The 17,315-nt window shown below is 59.5% G+C and carries 15 protein-coding genes and 3 pseudogenes; 9 read left to right on the forward strand and 9 right to left on the reverse strand.

The annotated features are described in order from the left end of the window. Positions 1-144 precede the first annotated feature (144 nt). Both ACYQ2W_RS21030 and hemL read right to left on the reverse strand, forming a co-directional pair. Complete coding sequence (locus ACYQ2W_RS21030; RefSeq protein ID WP_459871769.1) at positions 145-2,511, reverse strand: response regulator; 2,367 nt, start codon at positions 2,509-2,511, stop codon at positions 145-147. Positions 2,512-2,614: 103 nt separating this feature from the next. Next, positions 2,615-3,895 carry a glutamate-1-semialdehyde 2,1-aminomutase gene (gene hemL, locus ACYQ2W_RS21035; protein WP_459871771.1) on the reverse strand — a complete coding sequence of 427 codons (1,281 nt, stop codon included), beginning with the start codon at positions 3,893-3,895 and terminating at the stop codon, positions 2,615-2,617. A 230-nt stretch (positions 3,896-4,125) separates the two neighbouring features. On the opposite strand from hemL, the gene ACYQ2W_RS21040 reads away from it, so the two are divergent. The 4 genes from ACYQ2W_RS21040 to ACYQ2W_RS21055 all read left to right on the forward strand — a co-directional run bounded on the left by ACYQ2W_RS21040 (position 4,126) and on the right by ACYQ2W_RS21055 (position 8,529). Beyond that, positions 4,126-4,257 carry a hypothetical protein gene (locus tag ACYQ2W_RS21040; protein ID WP_459871773.1) on the forward strand — a complete coding sequence of 44 codons (132 nt, stop codon included), beginning with the start codon at positions 4,126-4,128 and terminating at the stop codon, positions 4,255-4,257. Positions 4,258-4,351: 94 nt separating this feature from the next. Next, the gene (locus ACYQ2W_RS21045) at positions 4,352-6,787 is read left to right on the forward strand and encodes a response regulator (protein ID WP_459871775.1); all 2,436 of its coding nucleotides are present in this window, start codon (positions 4,352-4,354) and stop codon (positions 6,785-6,787) included. A 115-nt stretch (positions 6,788-6,902) separates the two neighbouring features. Beyond that, a complete protein-coding gene (locus ACYQ2W_RS21050) occupies positions 6,903-8,060 on the forward strand; it encodes a helix-turn-helix domain-containing protein (protein WP_459871778.1) in 1,158 nt (385 codons plus the stop codon). Beyond that, positions 8,047-8,529: a DUF4411 family protein gene (locus tag ACYQ2W_RS21055; protein WP_459871780.1), complete on the forward strand. Its 483-nt coding sequence runs from the start codon at positions 8,047-8,049 to the stop codon at positions 8,527-8,529. Before ACYQ2W_RS21050 ends, ACYQ2W_RS21055 begins: the two co-directional genes overlap by 14 nt. Positions 8,530-8,572: 43 nt before the next feature. On the opposite strand, the gene ACYQ2W_RS21060 is transcribed toward ACYQ2W_RS21055, so the two are convergent. Next, entirely contained in the window at positions 8,573-8,773 is a 201-nt protein-coding gene (locus ACYQ2W_RS21060; protein WP_459871804.1) for an excisionase family DNA-binding protein, read from the reverse strand. 61 nt (positions 8,774-8,834) lie between these two features. Next, positions 8,835-9,131 carry a hypothetical protein gene (locus tag ACYQ2W_RS21065; protein ID WP_459871782.1) on the reverse strand — a complete coding sequence of 99 codons (297 nt, stop codon included), beginning with the start codon at positions 9,129-9,131 and terminating at the stop codon, positions 8,835-8,837. 38 nt (positions 9,132-9,169) lie between these two features. On the opposite strand from ACYQ2W_RS21065, the pseudogene ACYQ2W_RS21070 reads away from it, so the two are divergent. Both ACYQ2W_RS21070 and ACYQ2W_RS21075 read left to right on the forward strand, forming a co-directional pair. Beyond that, a pseudogene (locus ACYQ2W_RS21070) lies at positions 9,170-9,634 on the forward strand (N-6 DNA methylase); the annotation flags it as partial. Further along, positions 9,627-9,809: an N-6 DNA methylase gene (locus tag ACYQ2W_RS21075; RefSeq protein WP_459871785.1), complete on the forward strand. Its 183-nt coding sequence runs from the start codon at positions 9,627-9,629 to the stop codon at positions 9,807-9,809. The pseudogene ACYQ2W_RS21070 and the gene ACYQ2W_RS21075, both read left to right, overlap by 8 nt. A 122-nt stretch (positions 9,810-9,931) precedes the next feature. Here ACYQ2W_RS21075 and ACYQ2W_RS21080 read toward each other — a convergent pair whose 3' ends face one another. The 4 genes and pseudogenes from ACYQ2W_RS21080 to ACYQ2W_RS21095 all read right to left on the reverse strand — a co-directional run bounded on the left by ACYQ2W_RS21080 (position 9,932) and on the right by ACYQ2W_RS21095 (position 14,817). Further along, entirely contained in the window at positions 9,932-11,608 is a 1,677-nt protein-coding gene (locus tag ACYQ2W_RS21080; RefSeq protein WP_459871788.1) for a pentapeptide repeat-containing protein, read from the reverse strand. A 684-nt stretch (positions 11,609-12,292) separates the two neighbouring features. Then, positions 12,293-12,649, reverse strand: a complete 357-nt coding sequence (locus tag ACYQ2W_RS21085) for a hypothetical protein (protein WP_459871790.1) — start codon at positions 12,647-12,649, stop codon at positions 12,293-12,295. 130 nt (positions 12,650-12,779) lie between these two features. Then, positions 12,780-13,955 (reverse strand): hypothetical protein, encoded by a 1,176-nt coding sequence (locus ACYQ2W_RS21090; protein ID WP_459871793.1) that lies wholly within the window; start codon positions 13,953-13,955, stop codon positions 12,780-12,782. A gap of 430 nt (positions 13,956-14,385) precedes the next feature. Next, a pseudogene (locus ACYQ2W_RS21095) lies at positions 14,386-14,817 on the reverse strand (IS91 family transposase). Between the two features lie 683 nt (positions 14,818-15,500). Here ACYQ2W_RS21095 and ACYQ2W_RS21100 point away from each other — a divergent pair. Next, positions 15,501-16,102, forward strand: a pseudogene (locus tag ACYQ2W_RS21100) (M48 family metallopeptidase). Positions 16,103-16,141: 39 nt separating this feature from the next. Here the strand turns inward: ACYQ2W_RS21100 and ACYQ2W_RS21105 are convergent. Then, positions 16,142-16,450 (reverse strand): hypothetical protein, encoded by a 309-nt coding sequence (locus ACYQ2W_RS21105; RefSeq protein ID WP_459871796.1) that lies wholly within the window; start codon positions 16,448-16,450, stop codon positions 16,142-16,144. Between the two features lie 281 nt (positions 16,451-16,731). Here ACYQ2W_RS21105 and ACYQ2W_RS21110 point away from each other — a divergent pair, with 281 nt between their 5' ends. Together ACYQ2W_RS21110 and ACYQ2W_RS21115 are read left to right on the forward strand one after the other, a co-directional pair. Then, positions 16,732-16,977, forward strand: a complete 246-nt coding sequence (locus ACYQ2W_RS21110; protein WP_459871799.1) for a helix-turn-helix domain-containing protein — start codon at positions 16,732-16,734, stop codon at positions 16,975-16,977. 31 nt (positions 16,978-17,008) lie between these two features. Then, positions 17,009-17,315 (forward strand): AlbA family DNA-binding domain-containing protein (locus ACYQ2W_RS21115; protein ID WP_459871802.1); only part of this gene is annotated, 307 nt, incomplete at its 3' end.

Genomic DNA, 17,315 nt, shown 5'->3' on the forward strand with positions numbered 1-17,315 from the left:
CCGCGATAGTGCGAAGTGCCAGACCTTCCGTGGCTTGCGGAGGTTGGCGGAAAGGGCGCCATCGCGGCCTTGGGGCCGCTCCTACAGGCGATGGCTGGCGGCGCGTTCTGCCGGGTACCGCCCTATCGGCGCGATCGGTAGGGCTCAGGAAGCCTCGCCGCCCGCATACCGCTCGATCGCCTCCAGCAGCTTCGCCTTCTTGATCGGCTTGGTCAGGTGGGCGTCGCAACCGGCCAGGTAGGACTGGCGCTCGTCCTCCTTCATGGCGTGGGCGGTCAACGTGATCACCGGAGTGGGGCGGCGCCCCTCGGCCTTCTCCCACTCGCGCATCCGCCGGGTCGCCTCGTAGCCGTCCATCACCGGCATCTGCACGTCCATCAGCACCAAGTCGTAGTCGCCTTGGTGGAACATCTCCAGCGCCTCGGCGCCGTCGCGGGCGATCTCCAGGGCATGGGGGGTGCTCTTCAGGTAGGCCTGGACCAGCATCTGGTTGTCCTCGGAGTCCTCCACCAGCAGGATGCGCCGTGTCCGCGGCGTGCCCTCCGGCACGACGGCGGGCTCTTCGGCGGGGGCCTGGAGGACGGCGTGGAGTTCCTTGATCAGGTCTTCGCGCTTGATCGGCTTGAGCAGGTAGCCGGCGTCGAGGGCGCGCGCCTCGCCCCGCTCGCCGGGCTGGTCGCGGGAGGCGACGACGATGAACCGGATGTCGGGGAAGGGGTGTTCGGCGAGCAACTGGCGCACCCCCTCGACGTTGGCCTGTTCGGTCACCTCGCAGTCGATCACCACCAGCCGATAGGGGTCCCCCTTGCGATGGGCGCGGGCCAGCTCGCCGATGCCGTTCTCGCAGTCGCCGCTCTCGCGTACCAGGGCCCCCATGGAGGCGAGCATCTCGCGCTGGATCAGCCGGTTGGTGGCGTCGTTGTCGATCACCAGCACCTTCAGGTCGGCCAGCCGCGGCTCTCCCTCGGCGCGCGGTTTGCCGGCGGGGCGGATGCCGAAGTGGGCGGTGAAGTGGAAGGTGCTGCCGCGGCCCGTCTGGCTGTCGGCCCACAGCCGGCCGTTCATCAGCTCCACCAGGCGGCGCGAGATGGTCAGCCCGAGCCCGGCACCGCCGTAGCGGCGGGTCACCGTGGCGTCGGCCTGGGTGAACGGCGAGAAGATCGCCTCCAGCTTCTCCTCGGGGATGCCGATGCCGCTGTCGCGCACCGAGAAGCGCAGGATGCCGGGGTAGCGGGCGGCACTCTCCGGCAACACGCGCAGCTCGATCGATCCGGCGTGGGTGAATTTGATGGCGTTCTCCACCAGATTGACCAGCACCTGGCGCAGCCGCCGGGGGTCGCCCACCAGGGAGGTGGGCACCTCCGGATGGATCTCCGCGGTGAGGGCGAGGCCCTTCTCCCGCGCCTTCGGTCCGAGCAGGGCGAGCACCTTGTTCACCACCCGGTTCAGGTCCAGCTCCCCCTGGTCCAGCTCCAGCCGCTCCCCCTCGCTCTTGGAGAGGTCGAGGATGTCGTTGATCAGCCCGAGCAGCGACTCGCCGGAGGTCTCGATGGTCTCCACGTAGCTGCGCTGCTCCGCGTTGAGGCCGCTCTCCAGCAGCAGCTCGCCCATGCCGATGATGGCGTTCATCGGCGTGCGGATCTCGTGGCTGATGGTGGTGAGGAACTGCTTGCGCACCCGGCTCGCCGACTCGGCGGCGTCCTTGGCGTGGAGCAGCTCGGTCTCGGCCCGCTTGCGCTCGGTGATATCGCGGCCGACGATCACCAGCCCCTTGCGCCGGCCGTCGGCGTGGAAGGTGGGGACCTTGATCACGTCGAGCAGCCGGTCGGGCTCCTCCGGGTGGGGAATCTGCTCGAGGGCGCGGCTGACGGTGCCGGCGCCCCAGGCGCGTTCGTCCGATTCGGTGCAGGCGAGCAGCGACAGACGGTGGAAGCTGCTGTAGGCGGCCAGTTCCAGATCGCTCTTGCCCTGGTAGTCGACCCCCTGGAGTTGGAACAGGTTGAGCATCGCCCGGTTGGCCAGTTGCCAGCGGCCGCCGCCATCCTTGAACAGCACCGCGTCGGGCAGGGCATCGAGCAGGGTATCGAGCCACTCCTGGCGGTGGCGGGCGGCACGCAGCTCGCTGGCCCGCAGGTGCAGCTCCCGGCGCAGGACGTCGCTCTCGCCCTCCGGCGGCGCCCGCTGTTCCGACACGGGGTTGGCGGTGGGGTCGTCCACCGGCCGGGAGAGCGAAGGCAGCCAGCGCGCCAGGCCGATCGTCACCAGCAGCAACCCCAGCACCTCGCCGATCATCCACTTGGCCAGCAGATGCAGCGGGTCGAGGTGGGCGAACGGCGGCAGCTCCTTGAGGGTATCGAAGAGCATGCCGAGGAAGACCAGGGTGAGGCCGATCACCATCAGTCGCCAACCGGGGCGGTCGCAGTGGCCTTGGGCGCGCCCCACGCGCCACAGCACCACCACGATGGTGGCGAGCAGCAGCGCCGGCAACAGTTCGAGGATCAGCTGGCTCATCGTCCTGTGATTCGGTGTGAAAGCTTCCGAGTATAGGCGCAAGGGATGCGGAAAAAACACATTCCCCCAAACTCGCGGGTCTCGTGGCCCGTCTTCGGCGCCCCTACAGCTTTGCCAGCACCCGCGCGGCAGCTTCGATGGTGGCGTCGATCTCGGCATCCGTGTGGGCCGCCGAAACGAATCCCGCCTCGAAGGCCGAGGGGGCGAGGTAGACCCCCTGCTCCAGCATCCCGTGGAAGAACCGCTTGAAGCGGTCGACGTTGCCGGCGCTCACCTGACTGAAGCGGCTGATCGTCTTCTCCTCGCTGAAAAAGAGGCCGAACATGGCGCCCACCCGATTGGTGGTGAAGGGGATGCCGGCGGCGTCGGCCTCGGCCTGGATGCCGCTGACCAGCCGTTCGGTCTTCGCGCCGAGCGCGTCGTAAAAGCCGGGTTGGTCGATCAGTTGCAGGGTGGCCAGTCCCGCGGCCATCGCCACCGGGTTGCCGGAGAGGGTGCCGGCCTGGTAGACCGGACCGAGGGGCGCGATCTGCTCCATCACCTCGCGCCGCCCGCCGAAGGCGCCCACCGGCAGGCCGCCGCCGATCACCTTGCCCAGGGTGGTCAGGTCGGGGGTGATATCGAAGAGCTCCTGGGCCCCGCCGCGGGCGACGCGGAAGCCGGTCATCACCTCGTCGAAGATGAGCAGCGCGCCGTACTCGTCGCAGACCGCGCGCAATCCTTCCAGGAAGCCCGGCTCCGGCGGGATGCAGTTCATGTTGCCGGCCACCGGCTCGACGATGATCGCCGCCACCTGGCCGCCGATCTTGGCGAACGCCTCGCGTACCTGATCGAGGTCGTTGTAGGTGAGCGTCACGGTGTGCTCGGCCAGCGCCGCCGGCACGCCAGGGGAGGTGGGCACGCCGAGGGTCAGCGCGCCCGAGCCCGCCTTCACCAGCAGCGAGTCGGAGTGGCCGTGGTAGCAGCCCTCGAACTTGACGATCTTGTCGCGACCGGTGAAGCCGCGGGCCAGCCGAATGGCGGTCATCGTCGCCTCGGTGCCCGAGCTGACCATGCGCACCATCTCCATCGACGGCACCATCGCGCACACCTTCTCCGCCATCTCGATCTCGATCGCGGTGGGGGCGCCGAAGCCGAGCGCGCGCGCCACCTGCGCCTGCACCGCGGCGATCACCTCGGGGTGGCCGTGGCCGACGATCATCGGTCCCCACGAGGCGACGTAGTCGATGTAGCGCCGGTCGTCCTCATCGATCAGGAACGGTCCCTCCGCCCCCTTGAAGAAGAGCGGCTCCCCACCCACCCCGCGAAAGGCGCGCACCGGCGAGTTGACCCCGCCGGGGATGTGCTGCTGGGCCTGTTGGAAGAGCTGGTGGGAACGGGTCATGGTCGCTGTCTCCTGGGCGGGGGGCGGACTTGCCGGTGGCGTCCGCGGTCGATCGGGTGAAGCCGCCTAGGTTAGCCTACCGGAGGGCCCCTCTCCAAGGTGTCGGCGGGCGCTGACACCCTTTCGCACCGGCAATTGGCTTGGCGACGTCTGAATTACGTGTTGCGATCGATAGCCGGCGCCGCGATTCACTGTAGGAGCGGCCCCCAGGCCGCGATCACGACGGAGTGATGCATCTCGATTTGGCAGGTGGTGGGAACGGACATGGCGCCCGGCTCAACAAGTACGGTATCGACGACAGCGCCGCACTGGATAGCGACGAGAGCGCCACCAGTTTGCTGGTGCAATACCATTTCCATTGAGCGAAGCGCGCCGCCGCCCAGCGGATTCGCTGCTACCTTCTAAGTGATGAGGCCGTCGACCTAACGGAATTCATTGGAAAAAATGCGCTTTTTGGTGACCCAAGATAGGGAGTGGTGGGGTGCGCGCCCGTCTCTCCGATGGGTCGCCCTCCTGCGCCTCGTCCTGCTCCTGCCCCTGCTGTTCGCGCCTCTCGCCTTTGCGGCCGATACCTCACGCCCCATTCCCAGCGTGGTCGACGCCTCCCTCGTTATCACCGCCGCCGATTCATCGGCCTGGATCGGCCCGTCGATCCCCTTCCGCTGGGACGATCCCGTTTACCTGCTGGTGATGGTGAGCGGACTCGCCCTGGCGGTAATCGCCATCTTCGGGATGTGGAACCGCCGCCTGCAGCGGGAGATTCGCCGACGTCAGATCACCGAGCGGCGGTTGGCCGAGTCCCATGCCCTCAGTGAGACCAATGAACGGCGCATGCAGATGCTGCTGGAACTTGACCGTGCAGCTCCCACCCTCGACGAGCGGGAGCTGTGCGATCGCGCCCTGGACATCGCCGTGGCGGTGACCAACAGCGAGATCGGTTACCTGCACATGGTCAACGACGACCAGAGAACCCTCACCCTGGTCACCTGGAACCAGGCCACCCGCGAGGTCTGCACCGCCGCCTTCGACGCCCACTATCCGATCGAGCAGGCCGGCATCTGGGCCGATTGCTTCCGCGAGCGGCGCACCGTGGTCCATAACGACTACCCCCGCCAGTCCGGCCGCCAGGGCCTTCCCGAGGGCCACTTCCCGGTGATCCGCCACATGAGCGCACCGGTGCTCGACGGCGACCGGGTGCGGATGATCCTCGGCGTCGGCAACAAGGCCGAACACTACGACGACCACGACGTGCGCCAACTGCAGACGGTGGCCAACGACGTGCAGAAGTTCGTCATGCGCCGGCGCGCCGAGGAGGCGCTGCGCATCGCCAAGGAGGAGGCGGTCAACGCCAACCTCGCCAAGAGCGAGTTCCTCGCCACCATGAGCCACGAGATCCGCACGCCGATGAACGCCATCATCGGCATGGCCGAGCTGCTGGAGGAGACCGAACTGACCGCGGAACAGCGGCGCTACGTGGCGGTGTTCCAGCGCGCCGGCGCCACCCTGCTGGAGCTGATCAACGACATCCTCGACCTCTCCAAGGTGGAGGCGGGACAGTTCGAGCTGGACCGCGCGCCGTTCGACCTGCGCCGGCTGGTGGAGGGGACCGCCGAGATCCTCGCCGTCCCCGCCAAGGGCAAGGGGCTGGAGCTCTCCGCCCGACTGCCCGACGAGCTGCCCCGCAGCCTGATGGGCGACCCCAAGCGGCTGCGCCAGGTGCTGGTCAACCTGATCGGCAACGCGGTCAAATTCACCCGCGAGGGGCGCATCGACGTCGTGGTGACGGTGGAGGAGGAGGGGGAGAACGAGGTGCTGCTGCGCTTCGACGTCGCCGACACGGGGAGCGGCATCAGCGAGGAGAAGCAGGAGGCGATCTTCGAGCCCTTCACCCAGGAGGACTCCTCGGTCACCCGCCGCCACGGCGGCACCGGCCTGGGGCTCGCCATCTGCCGCAAGCTGGTGGAGATGATGGGCGGCCGGATCGGGGTGGAGAGCGATCCGGGGGTGGGCAGCACCTTCACCTTCACCGCCCGCTTTCCGCTGACCGAGGCGCCGCCGCAAGAGGAGGTGCCGCCGCCGCCGCGCAGCGCCACCCTGGAGGGGGTGCGGGTGCTGCTGGTGGACGACAACGCCACCAACCGCGCACTCTTCACCGAGATGCTGGAGCACGCCGGCTGCCGGGTGAGCGCCGTCGAGGGGGTGGACCGGGAGTGGCACGAGCTGCACCGCGCCCTGGCCGAAGGGCCCCCCCGTGATCTGGTGCTGGTCGATTACCACATGCCGCTGTTTGACGGCATCCACGCCATCGAGGCGCTACGCGCCGACCCCGAGCTGCGCCGCACCCCGGTGGTGCTGCTCAGCTCCGACGATCGCAGCGACGTCCTCAACTGGGCCCGCCGCGCCCGCGTGCGCTATCTGGTCAAGCCGGTGAAACGGCGCGAACTGCTGCACGCCGTGCGCGACGCCATCGGCGACGCCCCCCGCCTCACCGGCGTCGCCCCCGCCCGCCCGCTGCGCCTGCTGCTCGCCGAGGACTCCGCGGACAACGCCCTGCTGATCCGCGCCTACCTGAAGGAGAGCGGCCACACCCTGGAGACGGTGGAGGATGGCGAACAGGCGCTGGCGCGCTATCGCGAGGGGGCGTTCGATCTGCTGCTGATGGACATGCAGATGCCGGTGCTCGACGGCTACCGCGCCACCGCCGCGATCCGCCGGTGGGAGCGCGAAAACGACCGCCGACGGACGCCGATCGTCGCACTCACCGCCTATGCCCAGGAGGGCGACGAGGAGAAGAGCCTGGAGGCCGGCTGCGACGGCCACCTCACCAAGCCGATCAAAAAGCGCGAGCTGCTCGATGCGTTGGCGCGGTATGCGCCGGCGGAAGCGTCCTGAACTTCACTCCTGCAGAACCGATCTCCCATCAGCAACTGAGTGATGGAGTTTGCGGCGGATATTCCAAAGGGCCTACCCGATTGATCCCGCTCAGCCGGCTGTTATCATCGACCTTATGGAAAAGGCACATGCCATCAATCCGCGACGAATCGCCTGGTGTTGCGAGGAGCAGGGGCTCTCGGTGGATCAGCTTGCCCGGGAGGTGAAGATCGCACCGGCGACCCTGGGGCGGGTCATGGAGGGAGAGGACGCCCTGAGCATCAAACAGTTGCGCGGCATTGCCGCCTTCTTCAACCGTGGACTGCTCTTCTTCCTGGAGCCGGAGCCGGTCAACGAGACGACGCTCCACTCTGCCCAATTCCGTACCCTCCGCAATCACAAGCCTACCCTCTCCCCCCGACTGAAGACGCTGGTGGAGCGGGTGGAGTATCAGCGCCGGGTCTATCTCAGCTTGCTGGAGGACCTGGGGGAGGCGGTAGATCGGGAGTGGTACCCGGCGGGCCTTTCGTTCGACCCCGTCGATATGAAACAGCCTGCCGCCGTTGCTCGCCGGTGGTTGGGCATCGAGGAGGGAATGGACTTCCAGGCGCTGCGCCGTGCGGTGGAGACCAAGGGGATCATGGTCTTCCTCAGTAACGGTTACGCCGGCCAGTGGCAGATCGCCAAGGAGAGTCCCGTCCGCGGCTTCTCCCTCTATTTCGACAGCTATCCCGTCATCGCCATCAAAAAACAGGGCGCCGAAGGTCCACAGGCCTTCACCCTGATGCATGAGCTGGCCCACCTACTGCTGCATCGCGAGAGCTTCATCGACGACGAAGAGGACTTCCACAGCTATCGTGGCAAGGAACAGGTGGCCAACGCGTTCGCCGCTAACCTGCTGGTGCCCGACGGACTTCTCGCGCAAGTGGATATGACCCACTTCCCGGTAGGGGAGGTGAGTGCCTACGACAACTACCTGAAGCGGGAGTGCAAGCGGTGGTGTGTCAGCGGTGAGGTGGTCGTGCTGCGATTGGTCAATGAGGGGCTTTTGGCGCGGGAGCGCTACCCCGAATATCGGAAATGGAAGGAGACGCTACCGCTTCCCAAGGATAGTAGCGGTGGCAGTCGCTACCGGTACAAGGAACCGATGCGGGTCTTCGGCGAACCCTTCGTTCGTACCGTGCTCGACGCCCTCCACAGTCGCCAGATCACCCTGGCCCGCGCCAGCAGTTACCTCGACAATCTGAAGATCAAGGACCTGCGTAGATTGGAAGAGGCGCATGCCCGTATTTGATGCCTCTTCCATCATTTTTGCCTGGGATACCTATCCAATCGATAACTTTCCCTCGTTGTGGGAGTGGATTGCCGAACGGATCGCGGCGGGTGAGTTTGCGATTCCCGTGGTCGCGCTCGAAGAGGTGGAGCGAAAGTCCCCGGAGTGCGGCGGCTGGTTGAAGCAGTGCGACATCGAAGTGCTGCCGCTGACCAACGCGGTGCTCCGTGGCGCGGGGGAGATCAAATATCTGCTGGGGATCATGGAGGACGATTACCACCCCAAAGGGGTCGGAGAAAATGACCTACTGATCATCGCCACCGCCAAGGACGTCAAACAGAAGCTGGTCTCCGATGAGGCGCGTCAGTTTCGTCTTCCCGACGTCATGCCGAAGTACAAGATTCCGGCGGTGTGCGCTCTGGAGGAGGTGGGTGTGGAGTGCATTCCGTTCATCGACCTGATCAAGCGTAGCGGTGTCACGTTTGGTTAGGGGATGTGAGTAAGACCGAAAAAACGCGTAGATCCGATCCCGTTCACTCCTCCTTCTTCGGCCTTCCCGCCTTACCGGCCTGAAAGCGCTCAACCTCGGTTCGGCTGACCAGAATCCTCCCCGCCACCTCGTAGCCCCGCAGCTTGCCGTTTTGTACCAGCTTCGAAATGGCCTGCCGGGAACACCCCCGCAGCCGAGCCGCCTCGGATTGGCTGATGAGATCGGAAATTAAATTGGTTGACATGCGCAACCAAAATTCACTGATTGTGAATCATCAAGGAACATAATGAGAGAGAATTTGCTGCCTATTTCCCTCGGCCGAATACCGAGTCGCCGTGTTTTTGCTTGGTGGCCTCTCTGCCGGTATTGAAGGAGGCATTGCCGTGAGTAAGAAGAGCGATGATACCACCGGCCCCTTCAGGGTCTGTCCGGAAGCATCCGTGGCGTCTCTCCCTGTAAACCCTCTCGTCGACGAGCCGGACGACATGCTCCATCGGGCGCAGGCGGTCGTGGCCTACCTGCAGAACACGGCGCTCGGCCGCCAGATCCATCTGGAGGGAGAGGAGGTCACCGGGCTCTATTACATTCTGGAGGGGCTCCATTCCGCGCTACGTTTCGCGGCGGAGAGGCAGGATGAGCGATTGACCTGAATCCCGTTCGGGTCGTAGATAGAGTTCGAAAGGGTTCCGATCGCCGCAAGGGCCTTTGCGATTCGTTCCCGCGCGGCGCGGGGGCAAGCTTCCGCGACATGGTGGCCCTCAAGGGCAAGAGCGACATCGGCGACCGGATCAACAAGGAGATCATCGGCCCGTTGGCGAAGGAGAACCGCCTCTCCGACCTGCCCGATTTCGCCGACGCAACCAAGCTCGGCCGCGGCAAGGGGATGGTCGATCGGCTCACCAACCTGATCGCCATCTTCGAGAACCCGGCGCTGGACTTCAGCGGCAACCGCGCCGAGGGCGACGACATCCTCGGCGACGCCTACGAATACCTGATGCGCCACTTCGCCACCGAGAGCGGCAAGAGCAAGGGGCAGTTCTACACCCCCGCCGAGGTGAGCCGGGTGATGGCGCGCATCCTCGGCATCCGCGAGGAGAGTGCGCAGCCAGGACATCCACCACATCATCGACGTCTTCACCCGCCAGGAGGCAATCCCCCACTATTCGCGGCAGGTTCCCCTCGACGAGATCGAGCAGCGCAACGGCTTCAACCTCAACCTCCCCCGCTACATCGACGCCGGGGAGTGCGAGGGGCGCGCGGGGTCAGGTCGTTCCTTTTGAATTCCAGAGAGATAAACGATCGCCGGTTACGGGGTGAAAGCAGTCGCATCGATTTTTTCCATGAAATGTCCGGATTCGGCCAGGAGCGGACATTTAGCGCAGGAACTTTACAATCGACAAGCTCAGCGGCGCGCGCTTCTCGCGCGTCCGCTGGAACTACTTGTCAGCCTTTTAATGGTTTTCCTTTTGCCAGTTGGCATTATCGTATCGATGAATTCTGCGTCCTTTGGGGGCCTATCCATGCCTACAAGTCCCTTAAGATTAGAGTCATTAAACTTGGCCCCGCCAAACTTGGCATCACTGGCATTTGCTTGCTGCAAATCGGCTTGTGAAAAATCAACGCCTGAAAAAATGGTAGACATACAGACAGAATTGCTAAGATCTGCACCCACTAATGTGACGTCAGAAAAATTGGCCTCACTGATATCAGATCCGCTGAGATTTGCATCTCGAAGGCTGCTGCGAGAAAATGAACAACCATTCCATGAAACATCACTAAAATCAAATCCATCAAGAATCATGTCGTCAAGCAGAAATGCATTGCCATAGCTCCAATTCGGATTGTGATGCAATGAAATGAATTCTAAGCACTTTCGAGTCAGTCGTATTTTATTTCTCACAACCGAAATGAGTTTTATCGGATTGATTTCGTATTTCCTATCTGGAATTGATAGCTCAATCACATACTTAGACAAGAAGTATTCTTGAACTGAAAAATGCGAAAATCGATAATTACCCTCTGAGTTTCGATTAAGTAGAGACTTTGATCCATACTCCACATTGACTACGTTTCCTATTTCAGGCAACTTTTTTATTAATTTATCAAGTTCATTTTTTGTTAGATATCTAACGCCCGACTCTTGCATCTTGGCGGCAATGGCAATGCATGCAAGCCTAAGCTGCTCCTCGCTCAGATTAGCGGCAGATTTTTTTCTTACCTCGCGCAGAATCCAAACGCTTACAAGTTCGTCATATACTGACAGCTCTGTCCATTCTCGCTCTTCACTGTTAAGCAAGTCTTCAATATGAGATAATAGGAATGGGCGAAAGCTCAAAGATTTGGCATTTTCTAGAATCATACAAGATCTTTCTATATTATTTAATTCGTCTGGGCTTTCTTTGTTGGGAAATCGCTTATCAAGATACTCGCTTACTTGCTTGTGATCAAAAGGTGAAAGGAATACAATGGGGCAAACAAAGCCTCCAATTGATAGCTTTTCTTGCGTGCCATATGAGCTAACACCTTTTTCTGGGAAAAACTGAGTCCTACAAGTGATGATTACTCTGCGAAAATTGCTTGATGCCTGAAGAACTTTGAGAAGTCTTCGTTCCGGCTTTTGCCAAGCAAGTGGATCTTCGTCAAGAGCATCCAATAGTAAAATAGTATTATTTTTATTTTCAATGGCCCTAACTTTTCCGAGTGCTGATGCGTCTAACTTTATCAGCTCAACTGGCCTTTTGTTTTCGACGTCAAATTGCCAACCAACCTTGGGTAGTAACTCGCATAGCTTTATCATTACCAGCAATGATGATTTTCCCAATCCAGCATCTGATAGAATAAATAATTGATTTCTACCATCTCCCTGGATTACGAACTCTCTATTTAAATAGTTGTTTAGGGAGTCAAATACCGGGGTTCTTACAACTGCATCAGGCTCATCTTCATTTAAATTTGCCGGATTTATGTTCTGGCAGTTTGGCTCAACATAATATTTAATCAGCGGGTCTGAGTCGCCAAATATATCGTTTATTTCAATTAAATCCGCGTCTCGTTCATGGAGTCTTTCTTGATAATTCATCCATAGTCCGGATACAATCTTTTTTGACACAAACTCTATAAACGAATAAAACATAAATTTCCCTTTTTTTGCTCTCTCGAACAGACTAAAACTCTAATCATCTGAGCAAAGGCAGAAGGGACACCCCAAATATCGCAGGAGCCCCTGCCCGAGAATGACCGCTATTAGGCCAGGAGCGGACATTCAGCACAGGGATTTTTAACGCCTAGCTTACCCGACGAAAACCGCACAGCGGTTTTTGGTCGGGTGAACCGACGTATTATACGCTTCTTGACCTACAATACAACGTCTCGTACTCGGTCCAGAACTGGCTAACAACCTCTTGGATGCCTCCATGGAAATCTTCGAAAAAGCCTGGAGAGTTTCATGAAAAAAAGGATAGGAATACTCCTCTTGTTCTTCTCCATATTCAGTAACCCAGAAACTAGGCCTATCATATTCAACGATCTCGAATTGAGGTGGGTCGTATAAGTAAGGCATTTGAGAGTCATTGATGATGCGGTAGCTATCTGCCTCTATATCGATTACCAAATAGACCTTACCAATAGTGATATCTGGCCCTTGGTATTCACCGTTGCGTAGATATTGAACCTTCATCTTATTGCGTATAACGCCTAAGCTGTGGAGCGCGCGCCACATCGCGACGAAGCGTCCCACACGAGCGCATTGTTGAGCGATTTCCCTTCATCCTGACTCCAACCACCGGTATGTATTTACCATTCCTGATTTTTCGACTTCGAATAGTCTTTTGTCATCTGCCAACATTGACGTTGTAAGCCAACCTAAATCCTTAGCCGCAGCTTCCGATGCGTCATCTCCTTCTTTTTCAAGCTTTATATGCTTTTCCCAAAGCGTATTCAAAGGAGTGTTTGACCAGTCAGTATTTTCACCGCCGACCAGATTACGAATTGCGAAAGGCTCACCTTTTCTGTTTTTGACCCATGAATACACCGCTCCCTGCATGAATGCTTTTATAAGTCGTTTTTCTTCGTCGTTGATTTCTGTGACGTCCCGCAGCTCTGATTCTGGCGTTATTGCCATAAGGCTCTCCTTGGTTGTTTCATTTGCGCCAACGCCAGCCATAACCGGAGACAAAAAGTTGCATAGCGAGGAACGAGCGGCGCATCTTTTTGGCGTCCGAGTTTATGGCATTGTTAGCAAATAATCATGCCTACTTAGGTTTTGCAAGGCTTTTTCCATCCTGTATTTTTGCCAAGTCTTCACTATCTTGACGTAGAGCTTCTTCGAGAAGAATCTTTTCATTGGCCAAGATAGATACACGCTCTGAACAATACGTTTCGGCATTAGATACAACTGAATATATTCCGGTGTACTGTTTCTTTAGTCTACCTTTTAGTGACGACAAAGCGTAACCATTCTGTCTTGATAAAAATAACTCTTCAATTGCAGTTTTAAACCCAACAATAATCAGTGACACATTGCTGAAAACATATGACCTATCAACCATTGTTTCAAAACGCTTTATTGAATAAATCCCGCCAATAAGTTCTGACGAAACATCTGGTGGAAATTCGCAGAAACTGATTATGTCAAGCAACGAGTTTTCGTTTTGAAATGCCGATGGATCTTCAATATCAGAAACATACAGAACATCTTTTGTTTTTTCTTGAAATTTGGAAACGTAAGATACAAACCAATCAACAAACTGTCTTTGAAAATAATTCAAATCGCCATTAGAGTCTGTAATAAGATCAAGGCTTCGTAAGTGTTTACTTGCCAGAGCTTCACATTCCTTGCTTGTTACCGGGCTATCTACAGAATATTTTTCACCAGACACGTATTCACAGAGATCCGGGAACTGTAATTTTTCTGTCTCAGAAAATCCATTTTTGATTCCTTGCAGTTTCATCAGCGCGGCATTTGCATGTCTGATTCTCTGATTTAACGATTGCAATTGATTTGAATTATTCATGATTGACTGACGGAGTAACAGCGGAAGCTGCCTTTCCAAAATGGCATTTTGATTTGCCAATCTCTCCGCTTGAAGGTACCCCACTGATACAGATGCCAATAGTGCAATAGCAGTCATTATGCTCAAAATTGTTCCAAGCACCAATATTCCCGAGCCATAGGTAAAAATAAGCGGGATCGCTTTTCCCGGGGTATCAACCAACTCTTTTGCGCTAAAGTTATTTGTTAATCTTCTGAACTCTTCAATTCTAGATTGATTAAATATATAAATCACAAAGAAAAGAAATAACAACAAGACTGCTATCAACGCTAACGTTTTAACTGCCTCAAGCAAACTATTAGAGAAAATAGGACCAAGCAAGAACAAAGATAAGCCGGCGGCAAGTCCAATTATGATGTAGGCTAATTTTTGCATGTTTTTGGGGTGACCTGAAAGATAAACCCAAGCTAATTATTATTTAATGGCGAATATCTAAATGATACTTCGATTGCTAACGCACAGGATCTTATCCGGCCCGCACCGACACCGAAGCCAACGCATTCCCTCCGCCCCACCCGCGCGGGCCGGATAAGACGTGTTGGACTGAACCGCCCGGCACGGCCTTGAAGGCTATGGGAAAACTATCGGGACACGAACTCCCGCACGGTGGGTGTTCGCAGAGCAGCGGTAGAAACGGGGAGCGGGACTGGGTATCCATCGTGGCACTCCGGCCAAATTCCATGTCCGTCCACTATCCCAAAGCCTCCCGGATCGGTCAATTCCCGAGAATCGCCCGCTCCATGCCCTTCCGCGCCGGCTGGAAATTGAACGTCCACAATCGATTCGCTATCGTCTCTTTTCCATTCTATCCCCCTGGAGGACCCGTCGCCGGTGGTCGACGTAGCGGGGCAATCTCCGCCACCCACCGCAATTGCCCCTTCCCGCAGATCGGACAGCGGTGGATGTCGACGCCGGTCACGCGCAACACGAACGCCTCGACACTCTCCGCCTCCAGCGGCTCCGGCGGCGGTACCGCCATGGCCTCGCGTACCCGCGCCAGCCGCTCGTGCTTGCCACGGTTGGCGATCAGTCCGTAGTGACGGATGCGGGTAAAGCCCTTCGGCAACACATGGAGCAGGAATCGACGCAGGAACTCCTCGGCCTCCAGCTCCATCACCTTTTGCTGGTTGCCGTGGGCGTAGTCGCGTCACAGGAAACGCACCTTGCCGTCCTCCATGCCGAGCAGGCGGTGGTTGCCGATCGCCACCCGGTGGGTGTAGCGGCCCAGGTAGGCCACGGGGGGAGTGCGGGGTCAAGTCTTTCTTCTTGCTTGCAGGCAAAAGGATCATGCGGTTGGCGTTCTACCCGAACCTAATTTCACCCACAGATTCTGCTGACGAGCCGACATATAGCCATCAGCGCCGCAATCCGTTCGGATCATGGCGTATCGGCAGAAGATGGAACCTGTTGGAGCACCCGTGCCGACTTGGAGCGCTGTAGCTCCATGAGACGACTGCTGAATGTCCGCTCCTGGCCGGGAGCAGTCCCTGAGAATTGACCGCCTCTCGATCGAAGGTGGGCGAGGCGATCGCCGTCCACTCCTCGGAGCTGAACCACATCGAGGGGGATGCGGTGGACCCCGAGGTGTTGCTGGCCGACCGCATCGCCAAGGGGACGGAGCGGCTGGAGGCGGCCCGCGAGGCGCTGGCGGCGCTCTGCGAGCCGGTGGCACCGTCGGGCGAGGAGCTGGACTACATCCGCTTCTTCTGCGGCAACACCGAGATCTCCGAGGATATCGACGAGCGGCTGAAGGGGGAGATCGATCACTACCTCAAGATGCGCCAGGCGATCCGCCTGGCCGCGGAGGAGACCATCGACCTCGGCGGCATGGAGGCGGAGGTGGTGTTGAAGGAGATCAAGAATATCCACCTGAGCGTCTATCCGCCCGACGGCGCGGTGCGCATCTCGGCGCCGAAGCGGATGAAGCTGGAGGCGATCCGAGCCTTCGCCCTCTCCCGCCTGGGTTGGATTCGCGGCGAACAGCGCAAGCTGCGCGGGCAGGAGCGGGAGTTCCCGCGAGAGTATCGGGAGCGGGAGAGCCACTACGTCTGGGGGCGGCGCTACCTGTTTCAGTTGGAGGAGCGGGACGGGAGGCGCCGCCGCAAGTGGAGCTGACCCACTCCCGGCTGGTGCTGTGGGTGCGCCCCGGCGCCGACGGGGCGAAGCGGCGGGAGGTGTTGGACGGCTGGTACCGGCGGGAGTTGAAGGCGGCGGTGCGCCCGCTGCGGGAACGATGGGAGGCGCGGCTCCGCGTCACCTCCTCGCGGCTGCTGGTGCAGCGGATGAAGACCCGCTGGGGCAGTTGTGGCGCGGCGACCGGTACCGTTCGCCTCAACCTGGAGCTGGCGAAGAAGCCGCCGGAGTGCCTGGAGTACATCCTGGTCCACGAGCTGGTTCACCTGATCGAGCCCAGCCACAACCGCCGCTTCACCGGGCTGATGGACCGCTATCTGCCCAACTGGCGCTTCCACCGCGAGGAACTCAACCGGCTGCCCCTGGCTCATGAGGAGTGGGGCTATTGACCTATGTGGAGGGCGCCGCCGCAGCGCCCTCCATTGCGGTCACTCCTCCGCCTGCCGATACAGCTCGGGGCTCACCACCTCCCACAACGCGGTGACGAAGGTGTGGCACTCGTTGGCCTGGTGCCAGAGACTCAAGCCGATGTCCGAGAGGTCGCTCTCTCCGAGGCCGACGTCGTCGCTGTGTGCCGCTTGGCTCAAGGCGACGCTCAGCGATCGCAGTCGCTGGAAGCGGCTGTTGACGCCATCCATCAGCTCGACTGGGGAGAGCCCCGGTTTGATCTGGGTGTAGTCGTCCAGCGCCAGATCGATAGGCTCCAGTGTCACCGTGGTAGACTTTTTTCGGTTCATAGGGATGGCCTCCTAAGCTTTTATCCCGTGGGCCAGCCGTCCGGTGTTGGCGCACCGGACGGCTTTCCCCTTTTACGTGGATGAACCCGGTTCTCGGGTTTTGTCGTTTCTCCAATGGTGGTTCTGATTACGCATTGGTTGAACCAACCACAACTGGTGATGTTATGCCGTTCATGGTTTGTCCGCAAGTGTTTTTCACTATTCTTGGTGAGTTTTCAATTCCTGACGGTTGTTTCTCGCCGCGCTATGATTGTGCACAGTAAAATCAGAAGGGCACGGGAATGATTCGATTTCGGCTGAAAGAGCTGGTCGCCGACCGCGAATTCCGGGAAGGGCGCAGAGTCACCTTGGATGAGGTGGCGCAGGCTACGGGGATCGGGCGAAATACCCTGACTCGGATCGCCGGCAATCGGGGGCACAGTACGACCACCGATACGCTGGACAAGTTGTGCGACTATTTCGGTTGCCGGATCGAGCAGTTGGTCGAGCACGTACCGCGCTCGGAACGCTCGTCCGAGCAGGAGTAGCAATGGCCGACCATCTCCTCGGGGGGCGCAGGTGATCAGTGAGGCGAACGTTCGGCGACTGCTGGCCGCGGGCGAGGGGCTCCAGGTGGAGTTCAAGCGCTGTCGTGACGCCCTCAATCGCGACGTCTTCGAGAGTGTCTGTGCCTTCCTCAACCGTTCCGGTGGCGACCTGCTGCTGGGGGTCGCCGACGACGGCTCTGTGGTTGGTGTCGATCCTTCGGCGGCAGCGCAGCTCAAGCGCGATTTCGTCACCGCCCTGAACAATCCGCAGAAGATCGCCCCTCCGTTCTATCTGGATATCTCCGAGCAGGTCATCGACGGTGTGACCCTGCTCCACG

This window comes from Endothiovibrio diazotrophicus, from assembly GCF_054657215.1.